General features: G+C 71.1%; 21 protein-coding genes. 9 read left to right on the forward strand and 12 right to left on the reverse strand.

What is annotated here, in order from left to right:
- Window positions 1-136 precede the first annotated feature (136 nt).
- The gene (locus B1H19_RS08660; RefSeq protein ID WP_083104036.1) at window positions 137-1,174 is read left to right on the forward strand and encodes a LacI family DNA-binding transcriptional regulator; all 1,038 of its coding nucleotides are present in this window, start codon (window positions 137-139) and stop codon (window positions 1,172-1,174) included.
- Window positions 1,175-1,576: 402 nt separating this feature from the next.
- Here the strand turns inward: B1H19_RS08660 and B1H19_RS08665 are convergent, their stop codons facing one another.
- A complete protein-coding gene (locus B1H19_RS08665; RefSeq protein WP_083104037.1) occupies window positions 1,577-2,860 on the reverse strand; it encodes a DUF6986 family protein in 1,284 nt (427 codons plus the stop codon).
- A 205-nt stretch (window positions 2,861-3,065) separates the two neighbouring features.
- Here B1H19_RS08665 and B1H19_RS08670 point away from each other — a divergent pair, with 205 nt between their 5' ends.
- On the forward strand, window positions 3,066-3,587 hold the full coding sequence (locus tag B1H19_RS08670; protein ID WP_083104038.1) for a DinB family protein: 522 nt from the start codon (window positions 3,066-3,068) through the stop codon (window positions 3,585-3,587).
- Between the two features lie 65 nt (window positions 3,588-3,652).
- On the opposite strand, the gene B1H19_RS08675 is transcribed toward B1H19_RS08670, so the two are convergent.
- The 4 genes from B1H19_RS08675 to B1H19_RS08690 form a co-directional block, all read right to left on the reverse strand.
- Window positions 3,653-4,615 (reverse strand): electron transfer flavoprotein subunit alpha/FixB family protein, encoded by a 963-nt coding sequence (locus tag B1H19_RS08675; protein WP_083104039.1) that lies wholly within the window; start codon window positions 4,613-4,615, stop codon window positions 3,653-3,655.
- 60 nt (window positions 4,616-4,675) lie between these two features.
- Complete coding sequence (locus B1H19_RS08680) at window positions 4,676-5,461, reverse strand: electron transfer flavoprotein subunit beta/FixA family protein (protein WP_083104040.1); 786 nt, start codon at window positions 5,459-5,461, stop codon at window positions 4,676-4,678.
- Window positions 5,462-5,673: 212 nt separating this feature from the next.
- Window positions 5,674-6,180 (reverse strand): flavin reductase family protein, encoded by a 507-nt coding sequence (locus B1H19_RS08685; RefSeq protein WP_083104041.1) that lies wholly within the window; start codon window positions 6,178-6,180, stop codon window positions 5,674-5,676.
- A gap of 225 nt (window positions 6,181-6,405) precedes the next feature.
- Window positions 6,406-6,825, reverse strand: coding sequence for a TlpA family protein disulfide reductase (locus tag B1H19_RS08690; RefSeq protein WP_083104042.1), 420 nt, complete (start codon window positions 6,823-6,825; stop codon window positions 6,406-6,408).
- 132 nt (window positions 6,826-6,957) lie between these two features.
- Here B1H19_RS08690 and B1H19_RS08695 point away from each other — a divergent pair, with 132 nt between their 5' ends.
- Window positions 6,958-7,401, forward strand: coding sequence for a DUF4395 domain-containing protein (locus tag B1H19_RS08695; protein WP_083104043.1), 444 nt, complete (start codon window positions 6,958-6,960; stop codon window positions 7,399-7,401).
- Window positions 7,402-7,658: 257 nt separating this feature from the next.
- The gene (locus B1H19_RS08700) at window positions 7,659-8,366 is read left to right on the forward strand and encodes a lysophospholipid acyltransferase family protein (protein WP_083104044.1); all 708 of its coding nucleotides are present in this window, start codon (window positions 7,659-7,661) and stop codon (window positions 8,364-8,366) included.
- Between the two features lie 11 nt (window positions 8,367-8,377).
- On the opposite strand, the gene B1H19_RS08705 is transcribed toward B1H19_RS08700, so the two are convergent.
- The 7 genes from B1H19_RS08705 to B1H19_RS38610 form a co-directional block, all read right to left on the reverse strand.
- Window positions 8,378-9,073: a class I SAM-dependent methyltransferase gene (locus tag B1H19_RS08705; RefSeq protein WP_083104045.1), complete on the reverse strand. Its 696-nt coding sequence runs from the start codon at window positions 9,071-9,073 to the stop codon at window positions 8,378-8,380.
- Between the two features lie 64 nt (window positions 9,074-9,137).
- The gene (locus B1H19_RS08710; protein ID WP_083104046.1) at window positions 9,138-9,839 is read right to left on the reverse strand and encodes a B3/B4 domain-containing protein; all 702 of its coding nucleotides are present in this window, start codon (window positions 9,837-9,839) and stop codon (window positions 9,138-9,140) included.
- A 187-nt stretch (window positions 9,840-10,026) separates the two neighbouring features.
- Window positions 10,027-11,112: a threonine aldolase family protein gene (locus tag B1H19_RS08715; RefSeq protein WP_083109501.1), complete on the reverse strand. Its 1,086-nt coding sequence runs from the start codon at window positions 11,110-11,112 to the stop codon at window positions 10,027-10,029.
- Window positions 11,113-11,213: 101 nt separating this feature from the next.
- Entirely contained in the window at window positions 11,214-11,975 is a 762-nt protein-coding gene (locus B1H19_RS08720; RefSeq protein ID WP_237289781.1) for an SDR family NAD(P)-dependent oxidoreductase, read from the reverse strand.
- Window positions 11,976-12,049: 74 nt separating this feature from the next.
- Window positions 12,050-13,447 carry a DUF6421 family protein gene (locus B1H19_RS08725; protein WP_083104048.1) on the reverse strand — a complete coding sequence of 466 codons (1,398 nt, stop codon included), beginning with the start codon at window positions 13,445-13,447 and terminating at the stop codon, window positions 12,050-12,052.
- A gap of 254 nt (window positions 13,448-13,701) precedes the next feature.
- Window positions 13,702-14,073 carry a hypothetical protein gene (locus B1H19_RS08730; protein ID WP_418361435.1) on the reverse strand — a complete coding sequence of 124 codons (372 nt, stop codon included), beginning with the start codon at window positions 14,071-14,073 and terminating at the stop codon, window positions 13,702-13,704.
- Between the two features lie 211 nt (window positions 14,074-14,284).
- Window positions 14,285-14,422 (reverse strand): hypothetical protein, encoded by a 138-nt coding sequence (locus B1H19_RS38610; protein WP_159028032.1) that lies wholly within the window; start codon window positions 14,420-14,422, stop codon window positions 14,285-14,287.
- Window positions 14,423-14,542: 120 nt separating this feature from the next.
- On the opposite strand from B1H19_RS38610, the gene B1H19_RS08735 reads away from it, so the two are divergent.
- The 5 genes from B1H19_RS08735 to B1H19_RS08755 all read left to right on the forward strand — a co-directional run bounded on the left by B1H19_RS08735 (window position 14,543) and on the right by B1H19_RS08755 (window position 18,582).
- Window positions 14,543-15,130: a PadR family transcriptional regulator gene (locus B1H19_RS08735; protein WP_083104049.1), complete on the forward strand. Its 588-nt coding sequence runs from the start codon at window positions 14,543-14,545 to the stop codon at window positions 15,128-15,130.
- Window positions 15,131-15,227: 97 nt separating this feature from the next.
- On the forward strand, window positions 15,228-15,911 hold the full coding sequence (locus tag B1H19_RS08740) for a glycerophosphodiester phosphodiesterase (protein ID WP_083104050.1): 684 nt from the start codon (window positions 15,228-15,230) through the stop codon (window positions 15,909-15,911).
- 114 nt (window positions 15,912-16,025) lie between these two features.
- Window positions 16,026-16,907, forward strand: coding sequence for an ABC transporter substrate-binding protein (locus B1H19_RS08745; protein WP_083104051.1), 882 nt, complete (start codon window positions 16,026-16,028; stop codon window positions 16,905-16,907).
- Window positions 16,904-17,788, forward strand: coding sequence for an amino acid ABC transporter permease (locus B1H19_RS08750; RefSeq protein WP_083104052.1), 885 nt, complete (start codon window positions 16,904-16,906; stop codon window positions 17,786-17,788). Before B1H19_RS08745 ends, B1H19_RS08750 begins: the two co-directional genes overlap by 4 nt.
- A complete protein-coding gene (locus B1H19_RS08755) occupies window positions 17,785-18,582 on the forward strand; it encodes an amino acid ABC transporter ATP-binding protein (RefSeq protein ID WP_237289229.1) in 798 nt (265 codons plus the stop codon). Before B1H19_RS08750 ends, B1H19_RS08755 begins: the two co-directional genes overlap by 4 nt.
- Window positions 18,583-18,602: the final 20 nt, after the last annotated feature.

Here is an 18,602-nt window from a genome sequence, read left to right on the forward strand (position 1 = left end):
GGGCCCGGGGTCCGGGGCCGGTCGGCCCGGCGTGAGAACGCCAGTCTTACCGCAGCTGACAACGTTGTCCAGAGGCTATGCTCGACGGCACCCCCCGCCCCTCCGCAAGCCCCCTACAGAATGAGGACCGCACACCGTGACGGACACCGCGCAGGGCACCTCGCGTCGCTACGGCACCCGGCCCACGATGAAGGATGTGGCGGCGCGCGCGGGCGTCGGTCTCAAGACGGTCTCCCGCGTGGTCAACGGCGAGGCGGGCGTCACCCCGGACACCGAACGCCGCGTCCAGGAGGCCATCGCGGCGCTCGGCTTCCGCCGCAACGACTCCGCCCGGATCCTGCGCAAGGGCCGTACGGCCAGCATCGGCCTGGTCCTGGAGGATCTCGCCGACCCGTTCTACGGGCCCCTGAGCCGCGCCGTCGAGGAGGTCGCCCGCGCCCACGGCGCCCTGCTGATCAACGGCTCCAGCGCCGAAGACCCCGCCCGGGAGCAGGAGTTGGTGCTGGCGCTGTGCGCGCGGCGGGTGGACGGGCTGGTCGTGATCCCGGCCGGTGACGACCACCGCTACCTGGAGCCGGAGATCGCCGCGGGGGTCGCGACGGTCTTCGTGGACCGTCCGGCCGGCCGGATCGACGCCGATACGGTGCTCTCCGACAGCTTCGGCGGCGCCCGGGAGGCGGTCGCCCATCTGATCGCGCACGGCCACCGCCGCATCGGCTTCATCGGCGACCAGCCGCGCATCCACACCGCCAGCGAGCGGCTGCGCGGCTATCGCGCCGCAATGGCCGCGGCCGGACTGCCGGTTGAGGAGTCCTGGGTGGCGCCGGGTTCCACCGCGCCGGAGCGGGTACGGGCCGCCGCGGCCGCCATGCTGGAGGGGCCCGCGCCGGTCACCGCGCTGTTCGCGGGCAACAACCGCGTCACCGTCACCGCCGTCCGCGTCCTGCGCGAACTCCCGCGCCCGGTCGCCCTGGTGGGCTTCGACGACTTCGAACTGGCCGATCTCGTACGGCCCGCCATCACGGTCGTGGCCCAGGACGCGGCCGAACTGGGCCGGACCGCCGCCGGGCTGCTCTTCCGCCGCCTGGAAGGCGCGGACGACCCGCCGCGGCGGGTGGTGCTCCCCACGCGCCTGATTGCGCGCGGATCGGGCGAGACGGCGCCCGTGGGGTAGCGCCCCACGTTTTCGACTTTCCCGCCGTAGGGGTTTGCCGCCGTTGCTCCCCCAGCTAACGCTGGGAGGTACCCCCAGCGGCGGGCGTGGGTTGGTACGGGTGCGGTGCCACGCCTCCGGACTTCGTCCTGCGGCGCGGCCCCTCCCGACGGTGGGCGGGAAGAAGGCCGGTGGTCCACCCCCACCGTTTTTCTCCACCCCCAACGGGGAGGTGCCGGGCCGTAGCGGCGGAGCCGTGTAGGGCCGGTGCCGCTGCCAAACAGCCCCGCGCCAGCGGAACAGCCCGCCGCAGGCGCAACGCCGGGAAAGCCCGAACGTCGGCTCAGGCAAAGCGCAGCCGACGGGCCCGCCGCAGGCGCAACGGCGAACAACCCCCACGGCGGGACGGCCGACAACGTGGGGCTAACCGCCGAACGGCGTACGGCCGGCCAGCGAGTCCAGGTCGGCGCGAGTCAGCCCCGTAAGCCGCGCAACCTCGCCGGAGGCGACCGCACCGCAGTCCAGGCCGCGCAGCAGATACCCGGCCAGGGCCTTGGCCGTGGCCGGCTCGTCGGCGACGTCGCCGCCCGCCTTGGCGACATAGGCCGCGAGCCGGGCCGCGGCCTGTTCGAGGCCCTCCAGGTAGAAGGCGTAGACCGCGGCGTAGCGGGTGGGGAGGTGGCCGGGGTGCATGTCCCAGCCCTGGTAGTAGGCGCGGGCCAGCGAGCGGCGGACGAGGCCGTGGTGCAGCCGCCAGACCTCGTGGACCCGGTCCGTCGTACCGACCGGCAGGATGTTGGTCGAGCCGTCGGAGAGCCGGACGCCGGTGCCCGCGGCGGCCACCTGCATCACGGTCTTGGCGTAGTCGGCGGCGGGGTGGTCCAGCGACTGGTGGGCGGCGCTGATGCCGCAGGAGGCGCTGTAGTCGTAGGTGCCGTAGTGCAGGGAGGTGGCGCGGCCCTTGGCGGCCTCGATCATGCGGGAGACCGTGGCGCGGCCGTCGGGGCCCAGGATCGACTGGGTGGTCTCCACCTGGATCTCGAAGCCGATCCGGCCGCTCTCCAGGCCGCGGGCCTTCTCGAAGGCCTCCAGCAGCCGCACCATGGCGGTGACCTGCTCGGTGTAGGTCACCTTGGGCAGGGTCAGCACCAGACCGTCGGGCAGGCCGCCGGCCTCCATCAGGCCGGTGAGGAAGATGTCCAGGGTGCGGATGCCGCGGTCGCGGACGGCGGCCTCCATGCACTTCATGCGGATGCCCATGTACGGGGCGGCCGTGCCGTTCTCGTAGGCGGCGGCGACGAGCGCGGCGGCGCGGGCGGCGTCCGCGTCCTCCTCGGCGTCCGAGCGCACGCCGTAGCCGTCCTCGAAGTCGATGCGCAGGTCTTCGACGGGCTCGCGCTCCAGCTTGGCGCGGACCCGCTGGTAGACGGGTCCGGCGAGGGCTTCGGGGATATCGAGGACGGCGGCGAGCGAGGCGGCGTCGGGGGCGTGCTCGTCGAGGGCGGCGAGTGCCTGGTCACCCCAGGAGCGGATGGTGTCGGCGGCGAAGGCGTCGCCGGGGACGTAGACCGTGTGGACCGGCTGGCGGGTGCCGGGGTCGCCCGGGTAGCGCCGCGCCAGATCGGCGTCCACCGCGGCGAGTGCGGCGGCGATGCCCTCGCGTACGGTGTCCGCAAGGCTCGTCGCCACGGTCTCCTGCTGCCCCATTCGACACCCTCCCGGTCCTTCGCCCGACATGCGTCGGGCGGGTTTGCCTTTCCACTTCACGGAATCAACAATCCGTATAGCGAAGTTAACTGTGTCGGTTTGGCGAGGTCAACACCCTCTCGCCCGAGGCGGCGCAGATCACGGACCCGCACCGGAGATCCATAACTCCGTGGCACACCGCCACCGCCCCCGCCAGACTCGCCGCATGACATGGACCGCACCACAGATCACCCGCCGCGACATGCCCACCGCGGCCGGCGAACGCGAGATGCTCCAGGGCTGGCTCGACTGGCACCGCGACACCCTCCTCGCCAAGTGCACCGGGCTGACCCCGGAGCAGCTCGTTCAGGCGAGCGCCCCGCCCTCCACCCTCACCCTGCTCGGGCTGGTGCGCCATCTGGCACTGGTCGAGCGCAGCTGGTTCCGCGAGCGCTTCGCCGGCGAGGAGATCGAGGACCTCTACGACCTCGACCGCAACATCGACGCCGACTTCGACGACGCCGACCCGGCCGGGGCCGAGGCGGACCTCGCGACACTGCGCGCCGAGATCGAGGCGGCCGACGCGGCGGTCAAGGGCCGCGGGCTGGACGAGACCTTCGTCCATGAGCGCACCGGCAAGGAGCTGAATCTGCGCTGGATCTACGTCCACATGATCGAGGAGTACGCCCGCCACAACGGCCATGCGGATCTGCTGCGCGAGCGGATCGACGGAGCGACGGGCGACTGAGAGCGCGCCGAGGCCCCGTACGGCACATGCGTACGGGGCCTCGGCGGTGCCGGTCCGAAGACGGGTCAGCCCTTGCGGGTCTTGACCTCTTCGGTCAGGGCCGGGACGACGTCGAAGAGGTCGCCGACCACGCCGTAGTCGACGAGGTCGAAGATCGGCGCCTCGGCGTCCTTGTTGATGGCGACGATCGTCTTCGAGGTCTGCATACCGGCGCGGTGCTGGATCGCACCGGAGATACCGGCCGCGATGTACAGCTGCGGCGAGACCGACTTACCGGTCTGGCCGACCTGGTTGGTGTGCGGGTACCAGCCGGCGTCCACCGCGGCGCGCGAGGCGCCGACGGCCGCGCCGAGCGAGTCGGCGAGCGCCTCGATGACCGGGAAGTTCTCGGCTCCGTTGACGCCGCGGCCACCGGAGACCACGATCGCGGCCTCGGTCAGCTCCGGGCGGCCGGTCGACTGGCGCGGGGTGCGCGAGACGATCTTGGTGCCCTTGGAGGAGTCGGCGACGGTCACCGCGAGCTGCTCGACCGTACCGGCGGCCGGGGCGGCCTCGGGGGCGGCGGAGTTGGGCTTCACGGTGATGACCGGGGTGCCCTTGGAGACACGGGACTTGGTGGTGAAGGACGCCGCGAAGACGGACTGCGTGGCGACCGGGCCCTCGTCGCCGGCCTCAAGGTCGACGGCGTCGGTGATGATGCCGGAGCCGATGCGGACCGCGAGGCGGGCACCGATCTCCTTGCCCTCGGCGGAGGACGGCAGCAGCACGGCGGCCGGGGAGACCGCGTCGTAGGCGGCCTGGAGCGCGTCGACCTTGGGGGCGACGAGGTACTCGGCGAACTCGGGGGCGTCGGCGGCCAGCACCTTTACGGCACCGTGCTCGCCGAGGACCTTCGCGGCCTCCTCGGCGTTCGCACCGAGGTGGACGGCGACCGGCTCGCCGATGCGGCGGGCCAGCGTGAGCAGCTCGAGGGTGGGCTTGCGGACGGCACCGTCCACGTGGTCGACGTAGACAAGGACTTCAGCCATGGGGTTGCTCTCCTGCGGGAAGAATGACGGCGGTTGAGGAGCGGGCGCTGCCAGCGGCCCTTAGATGAACTTCTGACCCGCGAGGAACTCTGCGAGCTGCTTGGCGCCCTCGCCCTCGTCCTTGACGACGGTGCCGGCGGTGCGGGCCGGACGCTCGGCCGCCTCGTCGACGGCGGTCCAGGCACCCTCGAGGCCGACCTCGTCCGCCTCGATCTCCAGGTCCTCCAGGTCCAGCGACTCCACCGGCTTCTTCTTGGCGGCCATGATGCCCTTGAAGGAGGGGTAACGCGCCTCGCCCGACTGGTCGGTGACGGAGATGACGGCGGGCAGCGAGGCCTCCAGCTGCTCGCTGGCGGTGTCGCCGTCGCGGCGGCCGGTGACGACACCGCCCTCGACGGAGACCTCGGAGAGCTGGGTCACCTGCGGGACACCGAGCCGCTCGGCGAGCAGCGCGGGCAGCACGCCCATGGTGCCGTCGGTGGAGGCCATACCGCAGACGACCAGGTCGTAGCCGGTCTTCTCGATGGCCTTGGCGAGCACGAGCGAGGTGCCCAGCGCGTCGGTGCCGTGCAGGTCGTCGTCCTCGACGTGGACACCCTTGTCGGCGCCCATCGACAGCGCCTTGCGCAGCGCGTCACTGGCGTCCTCGGGGCCCACGGTCAGCACCGTGATCTCCGCGTCGTCGGCGGCTTCCTTGATCTGCAGGGCCTGCTCGACGGCGTACTCGTCGAGCTCCGAGAGCAGACCGTCCACGTCGTCACGGTCGACGGTCAGGTCCTCGGCGAAGTGCCGGTCGCCGGTGGCGTCGGGCACGTACTTCACACAGACAACGATCCTCAAGCTCACGCCGGCTCTCCTACCTGCATCGTCTCTTCAGAACTGCCTTGTACCGGCAGCATAGGCGCCTATTGGGGCGGCTCCGGGTCGGATACGGATCCCCGCGCCGCCCGTCATGTTACTAGCCAGTACATCCAGTCTCGTCCCCCGAATCAAGGCCGTCGAAATGTGACCTTGCCAACGGCCTTGACCGGGTGAAGAGGACGCCGCGCGGGAACTCGTCAGTCCCGCAGCGCGTTGAAGCGACCCTGGTGGTAGAGCAGCGGCCGGCCGGGCCCTGCGGGGTCGCCGGAGACGGGCTGGGCGAGCACGATGCGGTGGTCGCCGGCCGGGACCTTCGCGACGACGCGGCACACCGCCCAGGCCAGGACGCCGTCCAGGAGGGGCACGCCCTCGGGTCCGGTGCGCCAGGAGGTGGCCGGGCCGAAGCGGTCCGCGCCGCTGCGGGCGAAGGTGGCGGCGAGTTCGCGCTGGTGCTCGCCGAGTATGTGGACGCCGATGTGCGCGGCCTCGGCGACGGCCGGCCAGCTGGAGGCGCCGGTGCCGATGCCGAACGAGAGCAGCGGGGGCTCGGCGGCGACGGAGGTCAGGGAGGTGGCGGTGAAGCCGACGGGGCGGGAGCCGTGCGCGGTGATCACCGCAACGCCGGCGGCGTGCTGCCGGAAGACGGAGCGCAGCAGATCGGGGCCGGCGAGAGGGGGCGTGCCGAGGTCGGGAGAGACCGTCATGGAGTTGTCCTTCTGAGGGAGTGGAGGAGCCGATGCAGGGCCGCCTGCCGCATCGCGGCTGCCGGCGGCGGTGAGGTCGTCGCCGCTCACACGCTGGGACAGCGCGCGCTGGCGGTCCGCAGAAGGTCCACGTGCGCGCGTCCGTACAGAAGGGTTCCTGGCCGCATAACGTCACACTGACGATGCTCACGGCGCAGCGTCAAGTGGCGCCGGGCATCTGGGAGATCAATCACCAACGGCCGTGCCCAGGGCGGCTATGACATCGGCCTTACGGGGCTGACCTGCGGCGCGGCGCACGATCGCGCCCCGTGCGTCCAGCACCAGCACGGTCGGCGTGCGCAGAATGTTCAGGTTGCGCACGAGGTCGAGATGGTCCTCGGCGTCAACCTCCACATGGGCCACGCCCTCCACCATCTGCGCCACTTCCGCCAGGGTGCGCCGGGTGGCCCGGCACGGCTGGCAGAAGGCGCTGGAGAACTGCACCAGGGTGGCCCGCTCGCCCAGCTCCGCGCCGATCTCGGCGGCGCCCAGCCGCTCCCCGTCGTCCCGCCCTCGCACCGTCAGCCTCCCGTTGCGGCGCTGGTGCCATATACCGAAGGCGCTCGCCGCCGCGAGCACCGCGATGCACACCATCAGTCCCGTCATGTCCGATGAGTCCCCTCATCCCGGGCCCGTCATCCCGGACCCGCCGTCTCAGCATGCAGCATTCACGAGACCGCCATCATTCCCGCGGCCGCAGCGGTACCGGAGGGGGCCGGGGTACGCCAAGGTGGAGCCATGCCTTCCGACAGCCCCAGCCCCGCCTCGCTCGACGTCCGTGGCCCGCGGTTCGGCGCGGCGCTCACCACCGTCGTCCTGGCCGCCGTACTGATCTCCGGAAGCGGCCCGCTGCTGGCCGTCCAGGCACTGGTCTTCGCGATCGGGGCGGCGGCCGGCGTCCAGCGCTCCCCGTATGCCGTGCTGTTCAAGGTGGCGGTACGTCCCCGGCTCTCGCCGCCGACCGAATTCGAGTCCGCCGCCCCGCCGCGCTTCGCGCAGAGCGTCGGCCTGCTGTTCGCCGTCGTGGGACTGATCGGCTACTTCGCCGGGCCGCAGTGGCTGGGCATGGCGGCCACCGGCTGCGCGCTCGCCGCGGCGTTCTTGAACGCGGCCTTCGGCTACTGCCTGGGCTGCGAGATGTACCTCCTCCTGCGCAGGACGGCGGACCGGACGACCGCCTGAGCCCGCGGGGCCGGCCCCTCCCCCGTTCCCCGCCACTCCCCACCGGCCCGCACCGGTACGTACCGGTCGTTACCGGTCCTCACGTGACGAGAATCTCCCGGTCGGGGCCGCCGACCCGCTGGCCGCCACGGCCGTGATCGGGCACGATCTCCCGGAGCCGCACAGTTACGGCCGCGTAGGTATACGGCCGGGTAGGTTTACGTTCACGTCACCGCCGGGAGAACCCTCCCCAGGCAACAGAGAAGGGGTCTCCCGATATGGCCGAGCTCGTCTACCCGCCGGTGATCGGTGCCGCCCGCACCGTTTTCAAGGCGCTCGACCTCAAGTTCGACATCTCGGGGGCCGAGAACATCCCGCGCCGCGGCGGCGCGGTCCTGGTGAGCAATCACATCGGCTATCTCGACTTCGTCTTCGCGGGCCTGGCGGCGCGGCCCGCGAAGCGGCTGGTCCGCTTCATGGCGAAGGAGTCGGTCTTCCGGCACAAGGTGTCGGGGCCGCTGATGCGCGCGATGAAGCACATACCGGTCGACCGCGCGCAGGGCATGCACGCCTACAAGCACGCGCTGAGCGCCCTGGGCTCCGGGGAGATCATCGGCGTCTTCCCCGAGGCGACGATCTCCGAGTCGTTCACCCTCAAGAACTTCAAGTCGGGTGCGGCCCGGCTGGCGCAGGAGGCGGGCGTACCGCTGATCCCGCTGGCCCTGTGGGGCACCCAGCGGCTGTGGACCAAGGGCCACAAGCGCGATCTGGGCCGTAACCACTTCCCGATCACCATCCGCGTCGGCGAGCCGCTCGAGGCCGACCCCGCCGACCACGCCGAGAAGATCACCGACCGGCTGCGCGCCCGCGTCCAGGACCTCCTGGAGGCCGCCCAGCGCGCCTACCCCGTACGCCCCAGGGACGCCGAGGACACCTGGTGGATCCCGGCCCACCTGGGCGGCACCGCCCCGGCACCGGGCGCCTGACGGCGGTTCCGCTACGGCCGGCGGAGCCTGACGGCCAGGAAGAGCGGCTGGTGGTGGGTCTTGTCGTAGCGACGCGGATCCACCCGTCGGGCTTCCTCCGTCGCCCGGGGCTCCGTCAGCTCTTCCAGCACGAAGCCGCTGCCGAGAAGTTCGCCGAGGAATTCTTCCAGCGTCATGCGCCGGAAGGTGAGGGCGAATCCGTCACCGAACGGGAGCTCCACACGCTCATCGGCGAAGTAGGAACCGCCGAAGTAGATCCAGTCGCTGGTGGGGTGGGTGGTGGAGACCAGGAGCGTGCCGCCCGGGCGCAGTACGCGCCGGATCTCGGAGAGCAGCTCCCGGCGTGCGTCGATGTGGTGATAGACGAGGGCCATCACCACCAGGTCGAACGACTGGTCCGCCAGGAAGGCCAAGGGCTCCTCGAGGTCGTGGTGGTGTAAGACGGCACCCTCGCCGAGACGCTCCCGAGCGGCTTCCAGCAGGGCCTCGCTCCCCTCGACGCCCACGATGTGCGCGGCGCCCCGCTGCGCCATCTCGGCGGCGTAGTGGCCCGCCCCGCACCCCAGATCCAGGACCCGCAGCCCGCTCACGTCACCGGCCAGCCGCAGCATGGCGGGCCGATCGGTGTGTGCGTGATAGGCGCTGTCGGTGGCCTGGGCGGCGAACTGTCTGCCCATGTCGTCGTGGTATGCGGTCTCGGGTCTCATCGGGTCATTCTCGCGCCGTTGCCCGGCCCCCCGATACGGCCCCGCCCTCAGCCGGGCCGGACTCCTAGGTCAGGGCCCGGACCTCACCGATCTCGATACGGGCGTCGGGGCACGCCTTCTCCAGCGCCTCCGCCAGCTCGGCGCCCGCCGTGCGCAGTGCGTCGAGGGGCATCGGCGCCATGCGCTCCAGCAGGAACAGGGCGCTGACCGAGTCCTCGGTCAGGCGGGTGCGTACGCCCTGACGCCAGTTCCAGCGGCGGCAGGTGACGCCCTCGTCGTCGCTCCAGACCACCTCGCCCGGCTCGGGGTGCTCGATGACCTCCGCGCCGGCCGCCGCCGTCACGAACGGCTCGTCGCCGGTGGCCCGTACGAGGCGCATGTCCCCCTGGATACGGTCCAGGTCCTCGCCGCCCACGGGGATGAGATGGGCGACGCTGATGGCGTTGTAGAGGTCCACAAGGCGGTTGATGCGCGGGAGGCCCCCATCCGCGAGGGCGCGCCGGGCCAGCGCCTCGGCGGAGTTCCGGGTACGCGAGGGCTTGCAGCCGAAGGCGGTGTACGCGGCGCGCCAGGCGGCGATATGCGGGTCCTCGTGCGGGGCGCGGCCGTCGAGGCGCTCGGCCAGGCGGCGGGCGGCCGCATCCAGCAGGTCCGAACTGGCCGCGTCGCTGGGCCCGTTGGTCAGGCCGCACGCCTCGACGGCCAGGTAGCCGAAGCCGGGGGCGAGGGCGCGTACCTCGTCGGCGATGTGCAGGGGACGGATCATCGGGGTGCCGCCTCGAAGCTCGGTACGGACATCGGTACGGGCATTGGAGCACGAGGAGGGACAGTTCAGCAAATAGAACTGAGTGGTGCAGCATCATGCACTGTTCGGGCCGTACGACTGCGCCCGGCCGGAGGCCACGGGCGTGGCATCCGGCCGGGCGCGAGGGCCGTGTCGGCAGGCGGGAGGGTCAGCGGGCGATTTCCTCCCGCAGTGCCTCCAGGAAGCCGTCGACGTCCTGCTCCGTCGTGTCGAACGAGCACATCCAGCGCACATCGCCGGCCGCCTCATCCCAGAAGTAGAAGCGGAAGCGCTTCTGGAGGCGTTCGCTGACGTCGTGCGGGAGCCGGGCGAAGACCGCGTTGGACTGCACCGGGTAGAGGATCTCGACGCCGTCGATCTCCCGGACCCCGGCGGCCAGGCGCTGCGCCATGGTGTTGGCGTGCCGGGCGTTGCGCAGCCACAGGTCCTTGGCCAGCAGGGCCTCCAGCTGGACGGAGACGAAGCGCATCTTCGAGGCCAGCTGCATGGACAGCTTGCGCAGATGCTTCATGGCGCGTACGGCGTCGTGGTTGAGGACGATCACGGCCTCGCCGAAGACCGCGCCGTTCTTGGTGGCACCGTAGGAGAGGATGTCGACGCCGACGGCGTTGGTGAAGGCCCGCATCGGGACGTCCAGCGTCGCCGCGGCGTTGGCTATCCGTGCGCCGTCCAGGTGCACCAACATGCCGCGCTCATGGGCGTGTTCGCAGATCGCCCGCACCTCGTCGGGGGTGTAGACGGTGCCCAGCTCGGTGCTCTGGGCGATCGAGACGACCTGCGGCATGGCGCGGTGCTCGTCCTCCCAGCCCCACGCCTGCCGGTCGATCAGCTCGGGCGTGAGCTTGCCGTCCTCGGTCGGTACGGTCAGCAGCTTCAGCCCGCCGACCCGCTCGGGCGCGCCGCCCTCGTCGACGTTGATGTGCGCGGTGTCGGCGGCGATCACCGCGCCCCAGCGGTCGGTGACGGCCTGGAGGGCGACGACGTTGGCGCCGGTGCCGTTGAACACCGGGAACGCCTCGGCGCTCGGCCCGAAGTGGCTGCGGACGACGCGCTGGAGGTGTGCGGTGTAGTCGTCCTCGCCGTAGGCGACCTGGTGGCCGCCGTTGGCGAGGGCGAACGCGGCGAGGACCTCCGGGTGGACGCCCGCGTAGTTGTCGCTGGCGAAGCCGCGTACCTGGGTGTCGTGGTGTTGCCGGGCGTCGGTCGTGCCGGCGCCGGCGGCCGGGTTCGCCACCCGGCCGTCCGTCGCGCTCACCGCTTCGCTCACGGCCCGCTGCACGGCCGACGGCACGACCCGGCTCACCGCCTCACTGACGGCTTCGGTCACGGCTCGGCTCACGGCTTGGGGGTCAACCACAGACGCTGTCCATTCACTTCCTGGGCGGGCCTGCTCCAGACCTCGGTGATGGCCTCGGCCAGCTCCGTGACGTCCGTGAAGCCCGCGAACTTGGCGTTCGGTCGCTCGGCGCGCATCTGGTCGTTGACGAGCGCCTTGACGATCAGGATGGCAGCCGCGGCGCGCGGACCCCCCTCGCCCCCCGTCTTGCGGAAGCCGTCCGCCATCGCCAGCGTCCATGCCTCGGCGGCGGCCTTGGAGGCGGCGTAGGCGGCGTTGCCGGCGGTGGGCTTCGAGGCGCCCGCCGCGCTGATCAGGAGAAAGCGGCCGTTGCCGCTGCGTTCGAGGGCGTCGTTGAAGGCGAGGGAGGTGTGCTGGACGGTACGGATCAGCAGCTTGTGCAGCGTGTCCCAGTCCGTCAGGTTGGTCTCCGCGAAGGTCGAGGAGCCGCGCCAGCCGCCCACGAGGTGGATCAGCCCGTCGATCCGGCCGAATTCCTTCTCCGTGCGGTCCGCCCATTCGCGGGTCTGGTCCAGGTCGAGAAGGTCGACGGTGTCCCCTATCACCGTGGCGCCGCCGTGCGCATAGCGCGCCGCGTCCACGGCCTCCGCCAGGCGCTCGGGGTCCGCGTCGGAGCCGACCACCACCGCGCCCGCCTCGGCGAGCCGCAGCAGGGTGGCCCGGCCGGCCGGTCCGGCCGCTCCCGCCACCGCGATGACGGCGCCGTCCAGCGGCCCCTGTCCGCCCGTCGAAGTTCCCATCTCCGTCGCCTCCTCGTCCTGCCCCTGGACGGCCGCCCGCCGGGAGTCGTGCCGGTCGCCGTGCACCGTGTTCGTCATGCCGCCGCCAGCACGTCGCTGTCGGCCGTGATGCCCTTGGTGGAGGCGATCACCGTACGCAGCTTCTTGCGCAGCGCCTCGTAGAACATGCTCAGCGGGAACTCGTCCGGCAGCACGTCGTCCACCAGTTTGCGCGGCGGCTGGTCCAGGTCGAGGGCGTCGGGACCCTTGGCCCAGACCGAGCCCGGGTGCGGTGCGAGGTAGGTCGAGACGAGGTCGTACGCGGCGAGCCAGTGGACCAGCTTGGGCCGGTCGATGCCGTCGCGGTAGAGCTTTTCGATCTCGCCGCACAGCTGGTTGGTGACCTTGGGCGCCCGCTCCCAGTCGATGTGCAGTGTGTTGTCCGTCCAGCGTACGACGTCGTGCTGGTGCAGGTAGGCGAAGAGCAGCTGGCCGCCGAGACCGTCGTAGTTGCGCACCCGGTCGCCGGTGACGGGGAAGCGGAACATCCGGTCGAAGATCACCGCGAACTGCACGTCGCGCGCCTGGCGGTACCCCTCGGCCTCCAGCTTCACCGCCTCCTTGAAGGCGGTGAGGTCGCAGCGCAGCTCTTCGAGGCCGTACATCCAGAACGGCTGCCGCTGCTTGATCATGAACGGGTCGAACGGCAGATCGCCGTGGCTGTGGGTGCGGTCGTGGACCATGTCCCACAGGACGAAGGCCTCCTGGCAGCGCCCTTGGTCGGCGACCATCTCGCGGATGTCCTCGGGAATGTCCAGGCCGAGGATGCCGACGGCGGCCTCGGTGACGCGGCGGAAGCGGGCGGCCTCGCGGTCGCAGAAGATGCCGCCCCAGGAGAAGCGCTCGGGGGCCTCGCGCACCGAGATCGTCTCGGGGAAGAGCACCGCCGAGTTGGTGTCGTAGCCGGCCGTGAAGTCCTCGAAGGTGATGCCGCAGAAGAGGGGGTTGTCGTAGCGGGTGCGCTCCAGCTCGGCGAGCCATTCGGGCCAGACCATGCGCAGGACGACGGCCTCGAAGTTGCGGTCCGGGTTGCCGTTCTGGGTGTACATGGGGAACAGGACGAGGTGCTGGAGGCCGTCGGCGCGCTGCCGGGCGGGCTGGAAGGCCAGCAGCGAGTCGAGGAAGTCCGGCACGCCGTAGCCCTCGTCGGCCCAGCGACGCAGGTCGGCGACGAGCGCCCGGTGGTAGGCGGCATCGTGGGGCAGCAGCGGGGCGAGCCGCTCGACGGCCGCTATCACGCGCTCGACCTCGGCGCGGACGGCGTCGGCGCGCGGCGCGCCGTCGGCCTCCAGGTCGATCGAGCCGTCCTCGGACTGCCACGGGCGGATGGTCTCGACCGCGTCCTTGAGGACGGGCCACGCCGGATCGTCGACCACACGCTCTGCGGTCGCGGTGCCCTCCGGGACACCCACAGGCGAAAGAATTTCCGTCATGACTGCCCTCCGGCGGTAGATCCTCTTGTCCGGCCACCGTAACCAGCCAAGGATCGCCAGCTCAAGGGGGGTAGGTGAAAATTATTCTGCGGTAACCCGCCATAGACGCATCTTTTTCCTGCGAGCGGCCGAGTCTTCAAGACGTTCTGCCCGCCACAGCAAGGGAATCCGCCATTCCTCCGGTGGTGAGAGCGCGCGTCGCGGCGTAAACACCGGACGGTGGTGTGGCATATGCCACACCACCCCCAAGAGCCTCACGGCCCTCCACTCCCCCGCACCCGAACGGACCGCCAGGCGCCCGCAAAGCGCGGAATGACCTTTTCACCCCACTGGCGGATGGTCTCCAGGCAGGCTTCCTGTGGCACAGTGCCCATCTGGATCAAGCACATGAGTCCGACGGCGCAGGCGCGCTCGCGGTCGTCGAGCACGATCGCCGGACACAGCACGGAGAAGTGATCGTTGATCTCCGTGGAGACCAGCCGCTCGCCGGTGCGGGCCGTCCGCGCCGCGTCGTACGCCTCGCGCATTCCGGCGATCGCCTCGGGCCCCGCGAAGCCCCTCACCAGGGCACCCAGGCCCAGGTCGGCGACCTGCCGCAGCCCACTGCCGCTTGGCCTTGGCCCCACGTCCGGCACCTCCCCGTTGAGGGTGGGGAAAGACGGTGGGGGTGCACGTGGGCTGTCCAGTGCGCGTCAGGGGGACGGGACACCCCACGCCCGCCCCCACCGGCCCCTTACCCCCACCGTCGGGAGGGGCCGGACCGAAGGACGAAGTCCGCAGGGGCGGCACCGCGGCCGACACACAACCCCAGCCCGCCGCTGGGGGTACCTCCCAGCGTTAGCTGGGGGAGAAACGGCGGGAAAGCCAAACCGTCGGCCCAGGCACAGCGCAGCGGACGCTGTCGTGGAAGAGCCGGCGCTCGCGCTCGACGGTCGGATCGGCGAGCTGGGCCTCGAAGATGACGGAGAACTTCATGGCGCCTCCCGGGGCGGGACGGTCGGGGTGGGACAGGGGTCGCCGGCGGGTTGCGTTCCGGCGAACTCCCGCTTTCAATCAGCTATATGACTAGGCATCAGATTTCAGAACAAGCAAGAGATGCGGCGGCTGCCGCTCATCGGCTGGGCGGTCCTCGGGCTGCTGTCCTTCGGCGGCGAGCGCACCGGCTACGAGCTGAAGAAGTGGGCCGACTCCTCGCTGCGGTTCTTCTACTGGTCGCCGGCCATCAGCCAGATCTACGCGGAGCTGCGGCGGCTGGAGGAGCTGGGATACGCCACCTCGCGGCGCTCCGGCCCCGAGGAACCGCGGGCCACCCGCCGCTACACGCTCACCGAGGCCGGCAGCGAGGCGCTCGCCGCCTGGGCCGACGGCGCCGACGACCCGGGCGCACCGGTCCTCAAACACCCTCTGGTGCTGCGCGTCCGGCTGGGCCACCTCGCCGCCCCCGGCACGCTGCGCGCCCTGGTGGAACGGCATCTGGCACGCACCCGCGCCGAGCGGACCGAGGAGTGGCGGTTCCCGCGGATCGCCCTGGACTGGAGCGAACGCCGGTACCTGGCGGAGCTGGAACTGGCCGAGGCGATGCCGGCGGACCTGGACCGGCTCGCGGGCACTCGTACGGCCTGCGGGCACTCGTACGGGCTAGGGGCGAGTTGTCCTACAGCGCGCGGAGACGGAACGGATTAGGCTGTGCGCCGTTTCGGGCAGCAGTTTGTCGACGGTCGACAGTTTTCGGCCGACACCTTCAAACCGACAGAAGCGAACCGACAGAAGCGAGGCAACCTTGTCCTTTCTCACCATCGGACACCGCGGGATCATGGGCGTGGAGCCGGAGAACACCCTGCGGTCCTTCGTCCGCGCCGAGCACGAGGGCCTCGATGTCATCGAACTCGATCTGCATCTGAGCAAGGACGGCGCGCTCGTGGTCATGCACGACGCCGATGTGGACCGTACGACCGACGGCACCGGCCCGATCGCCGAGCGCACCCTGGCCGAACTGCGCGAGCTGGACGCCGGGCGGGGCGAGCGGATCCCGGTGTTCGAGGAGGTCGTGGAGGCGGTCAAGGCGCCGTTGCAGGCGGAGATCAAGGACGTGGCGGCGGCACGGGTGCTGGCGGAAGTGATGCGGGCCCGCGATCTGACCGGCCGGATCGATGTGATCTCCTTCCACGACGAGGCGCTGGCCGCGATCCGCACGCTGCTGCCGGGGGTTCGCACCGCGCTGGTCGGCGACCGTTACGGCCTCGATGTGGTCGACCGCGCACAGGCGGTGGGCGCGGGCATGCTCTCGCTGAACATCCGCCGGCTCACCCTCGAACTGGTCGAGCGCGCGCACGCCGCCCATCTGAAGGTGCTGGCCTGGACGGTCAACACCCACGATCAGCTCCGCCTCGCCCGCGGGCTGGGCCTGGACGGGGTGGTGACCGACCAGCCGGAGATCCGGCGGGCGGTGCGCTTCACCGCGTAGCGGGCCACCGTAGGCGGAAATCCGCAGTTCACAGCGGTGCAACGTGCTTCCAGCATGCGGACGTTTCGCCAATTGATCTCGACACGGGGGCCCTGGCGCTGCCAGTCTCCCGCCATGCGCCTCGTCAACCGCCCCACCCGCCTTGCCGCTTGGGCAGCCGCCGCACTGCTCGTCACGGCCGTCGGCTGTGCCCCGCAGGACGAGTCCCCCGGTGGCGGCTCCGCCGCCGGGCAGGACAAGAGCTGCGACCGCGGCAAACTGACCACCGTGGCCGCCGGGAAACTCACCGTGGGCACCGACAAGCCCGCCTACGCACCCTGGTTCGCCGACGACGATCCGGCCAACGGCAAGGGCTTTGAATCGGCCGTCGCCTTTGCCGTGGCCAAGCGGCTGGGCTACGGCAAGGACGCGGTGCGGTGGCGGACCGTGCCGTTCAACAACGCCTTCGCGCCCGGTGCGAAGACGTTCGACTTCGACATCAACCAGATCTCCATCAGCGCCTCGCGCAAGCAGGCCGTCGCCTTCTCCTCCGGCTACTACGACGTACGGCAGGCGGTCGTCGCGCTCAAGGGCTCGAAGGCCGCGAAGGCGAAGAGCGTGGCCGACCTCAAGGGCGTCAAGCTCGGCGCGCAGGTCGGCACCACCAGCCTCGACGTCATCAACGACACCATCCGGCCCGGCACGTCGGCGGCCGTCTTCCAGAAGAACGATCTGGCCAAGTCGGCGCTCAAGAACGGGCAGATCGACGCCCTGGTGGTCGATCTGCCGACCGCCTTCTACATCACCTCGGCCGAGATCAAGGATGCCGAGGTCGTCGGGCAGTTCCGCAGCGACGGCGGCGCCGCCAAGGAGCAGTTCGGGCTGGTGCTGGACAAGGAGAGCCGGATCACCGGATGCGTCTCCGCCGCGGTGGACGCGCTGCGCAAGGACGGCACGCTGGCCGCGCTGGAGAAGAAGTGGCTGACCGATGCCGTCTCGGCGCCGGTGCTCAAATGACGTACACACAGAGCGACTTGGCGACGACCGACGACGGATACGTACCCTCCGCGCGGCGTCTCGAACGGGAGCGGTTCCAGCGGACGCGGGCGCGGCGTGCCACTGCCCTCGCGGCGCTGAGCACCCTCGTCACGGGCGCCGTCCTCTTCCTCGTCATCACCCACTCCCCCGGCTGGCCGCGCACCCGTGCCACCTTCTTCAGCGCCGAGTACGCCCGTATGGCGCTGCCCAAGGTGCTGGAGGGGCTGCTGCTGAACCTGAAACTGCTGGTGGTGTGCGGGGCGGCGGTGCTGGTGATCGGGCTGTTGCTGGCGATCGCCCGGACGCTGCGCGGCCCAGTCTTCTTTCCGCTGCGCGCGCTGGCCACCGCGTACACCGACTTCTTCCGCGGGCTGCCGCTGATCATCTGTCTGCTGATGGTGGTCTTCGGGGTCCCGGCGCTGCGGCTCCAGGGCGTGACCACCGATCCGGTGATACTCGGCGGCTCGGCGCTGGTGCTGACGTATTCGGCGTATGTGGCCGAGGTCTTCCGGGCCGGGATCGAGTCCGTCCACCCCTCGCAGCGGGCCGCGGCCCGGTCGCTGGGCCTGTCCAGCGGCCAGGCGCTGCGCCATGTGGTGCTCCCGCAGGCGGTGCGGCGGGTGGTGCCGCCGCTGCTCAACGACCTCGTCTCGCTCCAGAAGGACACCGGTCTGGTCTCCATCGCGGGCGCGGTGGACGCGGTCTACGCGGCGCAGATCATCGCCGGCAAGGACTTCAACTACACACCGTATGTCGTCGCGGGGCTGGTGTTCGTCGCGCTGACCATTCCGATGACGCGTTTCACGGACTGGGTCACGGCCCGGATGGACCGCCGCCGGGCACAGGGAGGGACGGTATGAGCACGGGGGACGACGGCATGAGCACCGCAACGGAAGCCCCGGACGGCGGGCCGGTGCTGCGGCTGGAGTCGGTACGCAAGACGTACGGGCGGGGGACGGTCGTCCTGCGGGACGTGGACCTGGAGGTCGCGCCGCACACCGTGACCGCGCTGATCGGCGCCTCGGGATCGGGGAAGTCCACGCTGCTGCGGTGCGCGAATCTGCTGGAGGAGATCGACGACGGCGCGATCTTCCTGGACGGCGAGGAGATCACCGACCCCCGGGTGGACGAGGACGCGGTGCGCCGCCGGATCGGCATCGTCTTCCAGGCGTACAACCTCTTCCCGCATATGACCGTGCTGGACAACATCACGCTGGCGCCGCGCCGGGTACACGGCGTGCCGCGCGCCGAGGCCGAGGCGCGCGCCCATGAGCTGCTGGAACGGCTCGGGCTGGGCGGGCGGGCCGGGGAGTACCCGGACCGGCTCAGCGGCGGGCAGCAGCAGCGGGTGGCGATCGTGCGGGCGCTGGCGGGGAGGCCCCGGCTCCTCCTTCTGGACGAGATCACCGCGGCGCTCGACCCGGAGCTGGTGGGCGAGGTGCTCGGGGTCGTGCGCGAGCTCAAGGAGGAGGGGATGACGATGGTCATCGCCACCCATGAGATGGGCTTCGCCCGGGAGGTGGCCGATCAGGTCTGCTTCCTGGATGGCGGGGTGGTGCTCGAACGGGGCACCGCCGGGCAGGTCTTCGGCGATCCGCAGCACGGCCGCACCCGGCAGTTCCTGGAGCGGATCATCGCGGCGGGGCGGCTGTGAGAGGGGGCGGGCGCCCCCGG

Origin of the sequence: Streptomyces gilvosporeus, assembly GCF_002082195.1 — a bacterium.
Taxonomy (GTDB): Bacteria; Actinomycetota; Actinomycetes; order Streptomycetales; family Streptomycetaceae; genus Streptomyces; species Streptomyces gilvosporeus.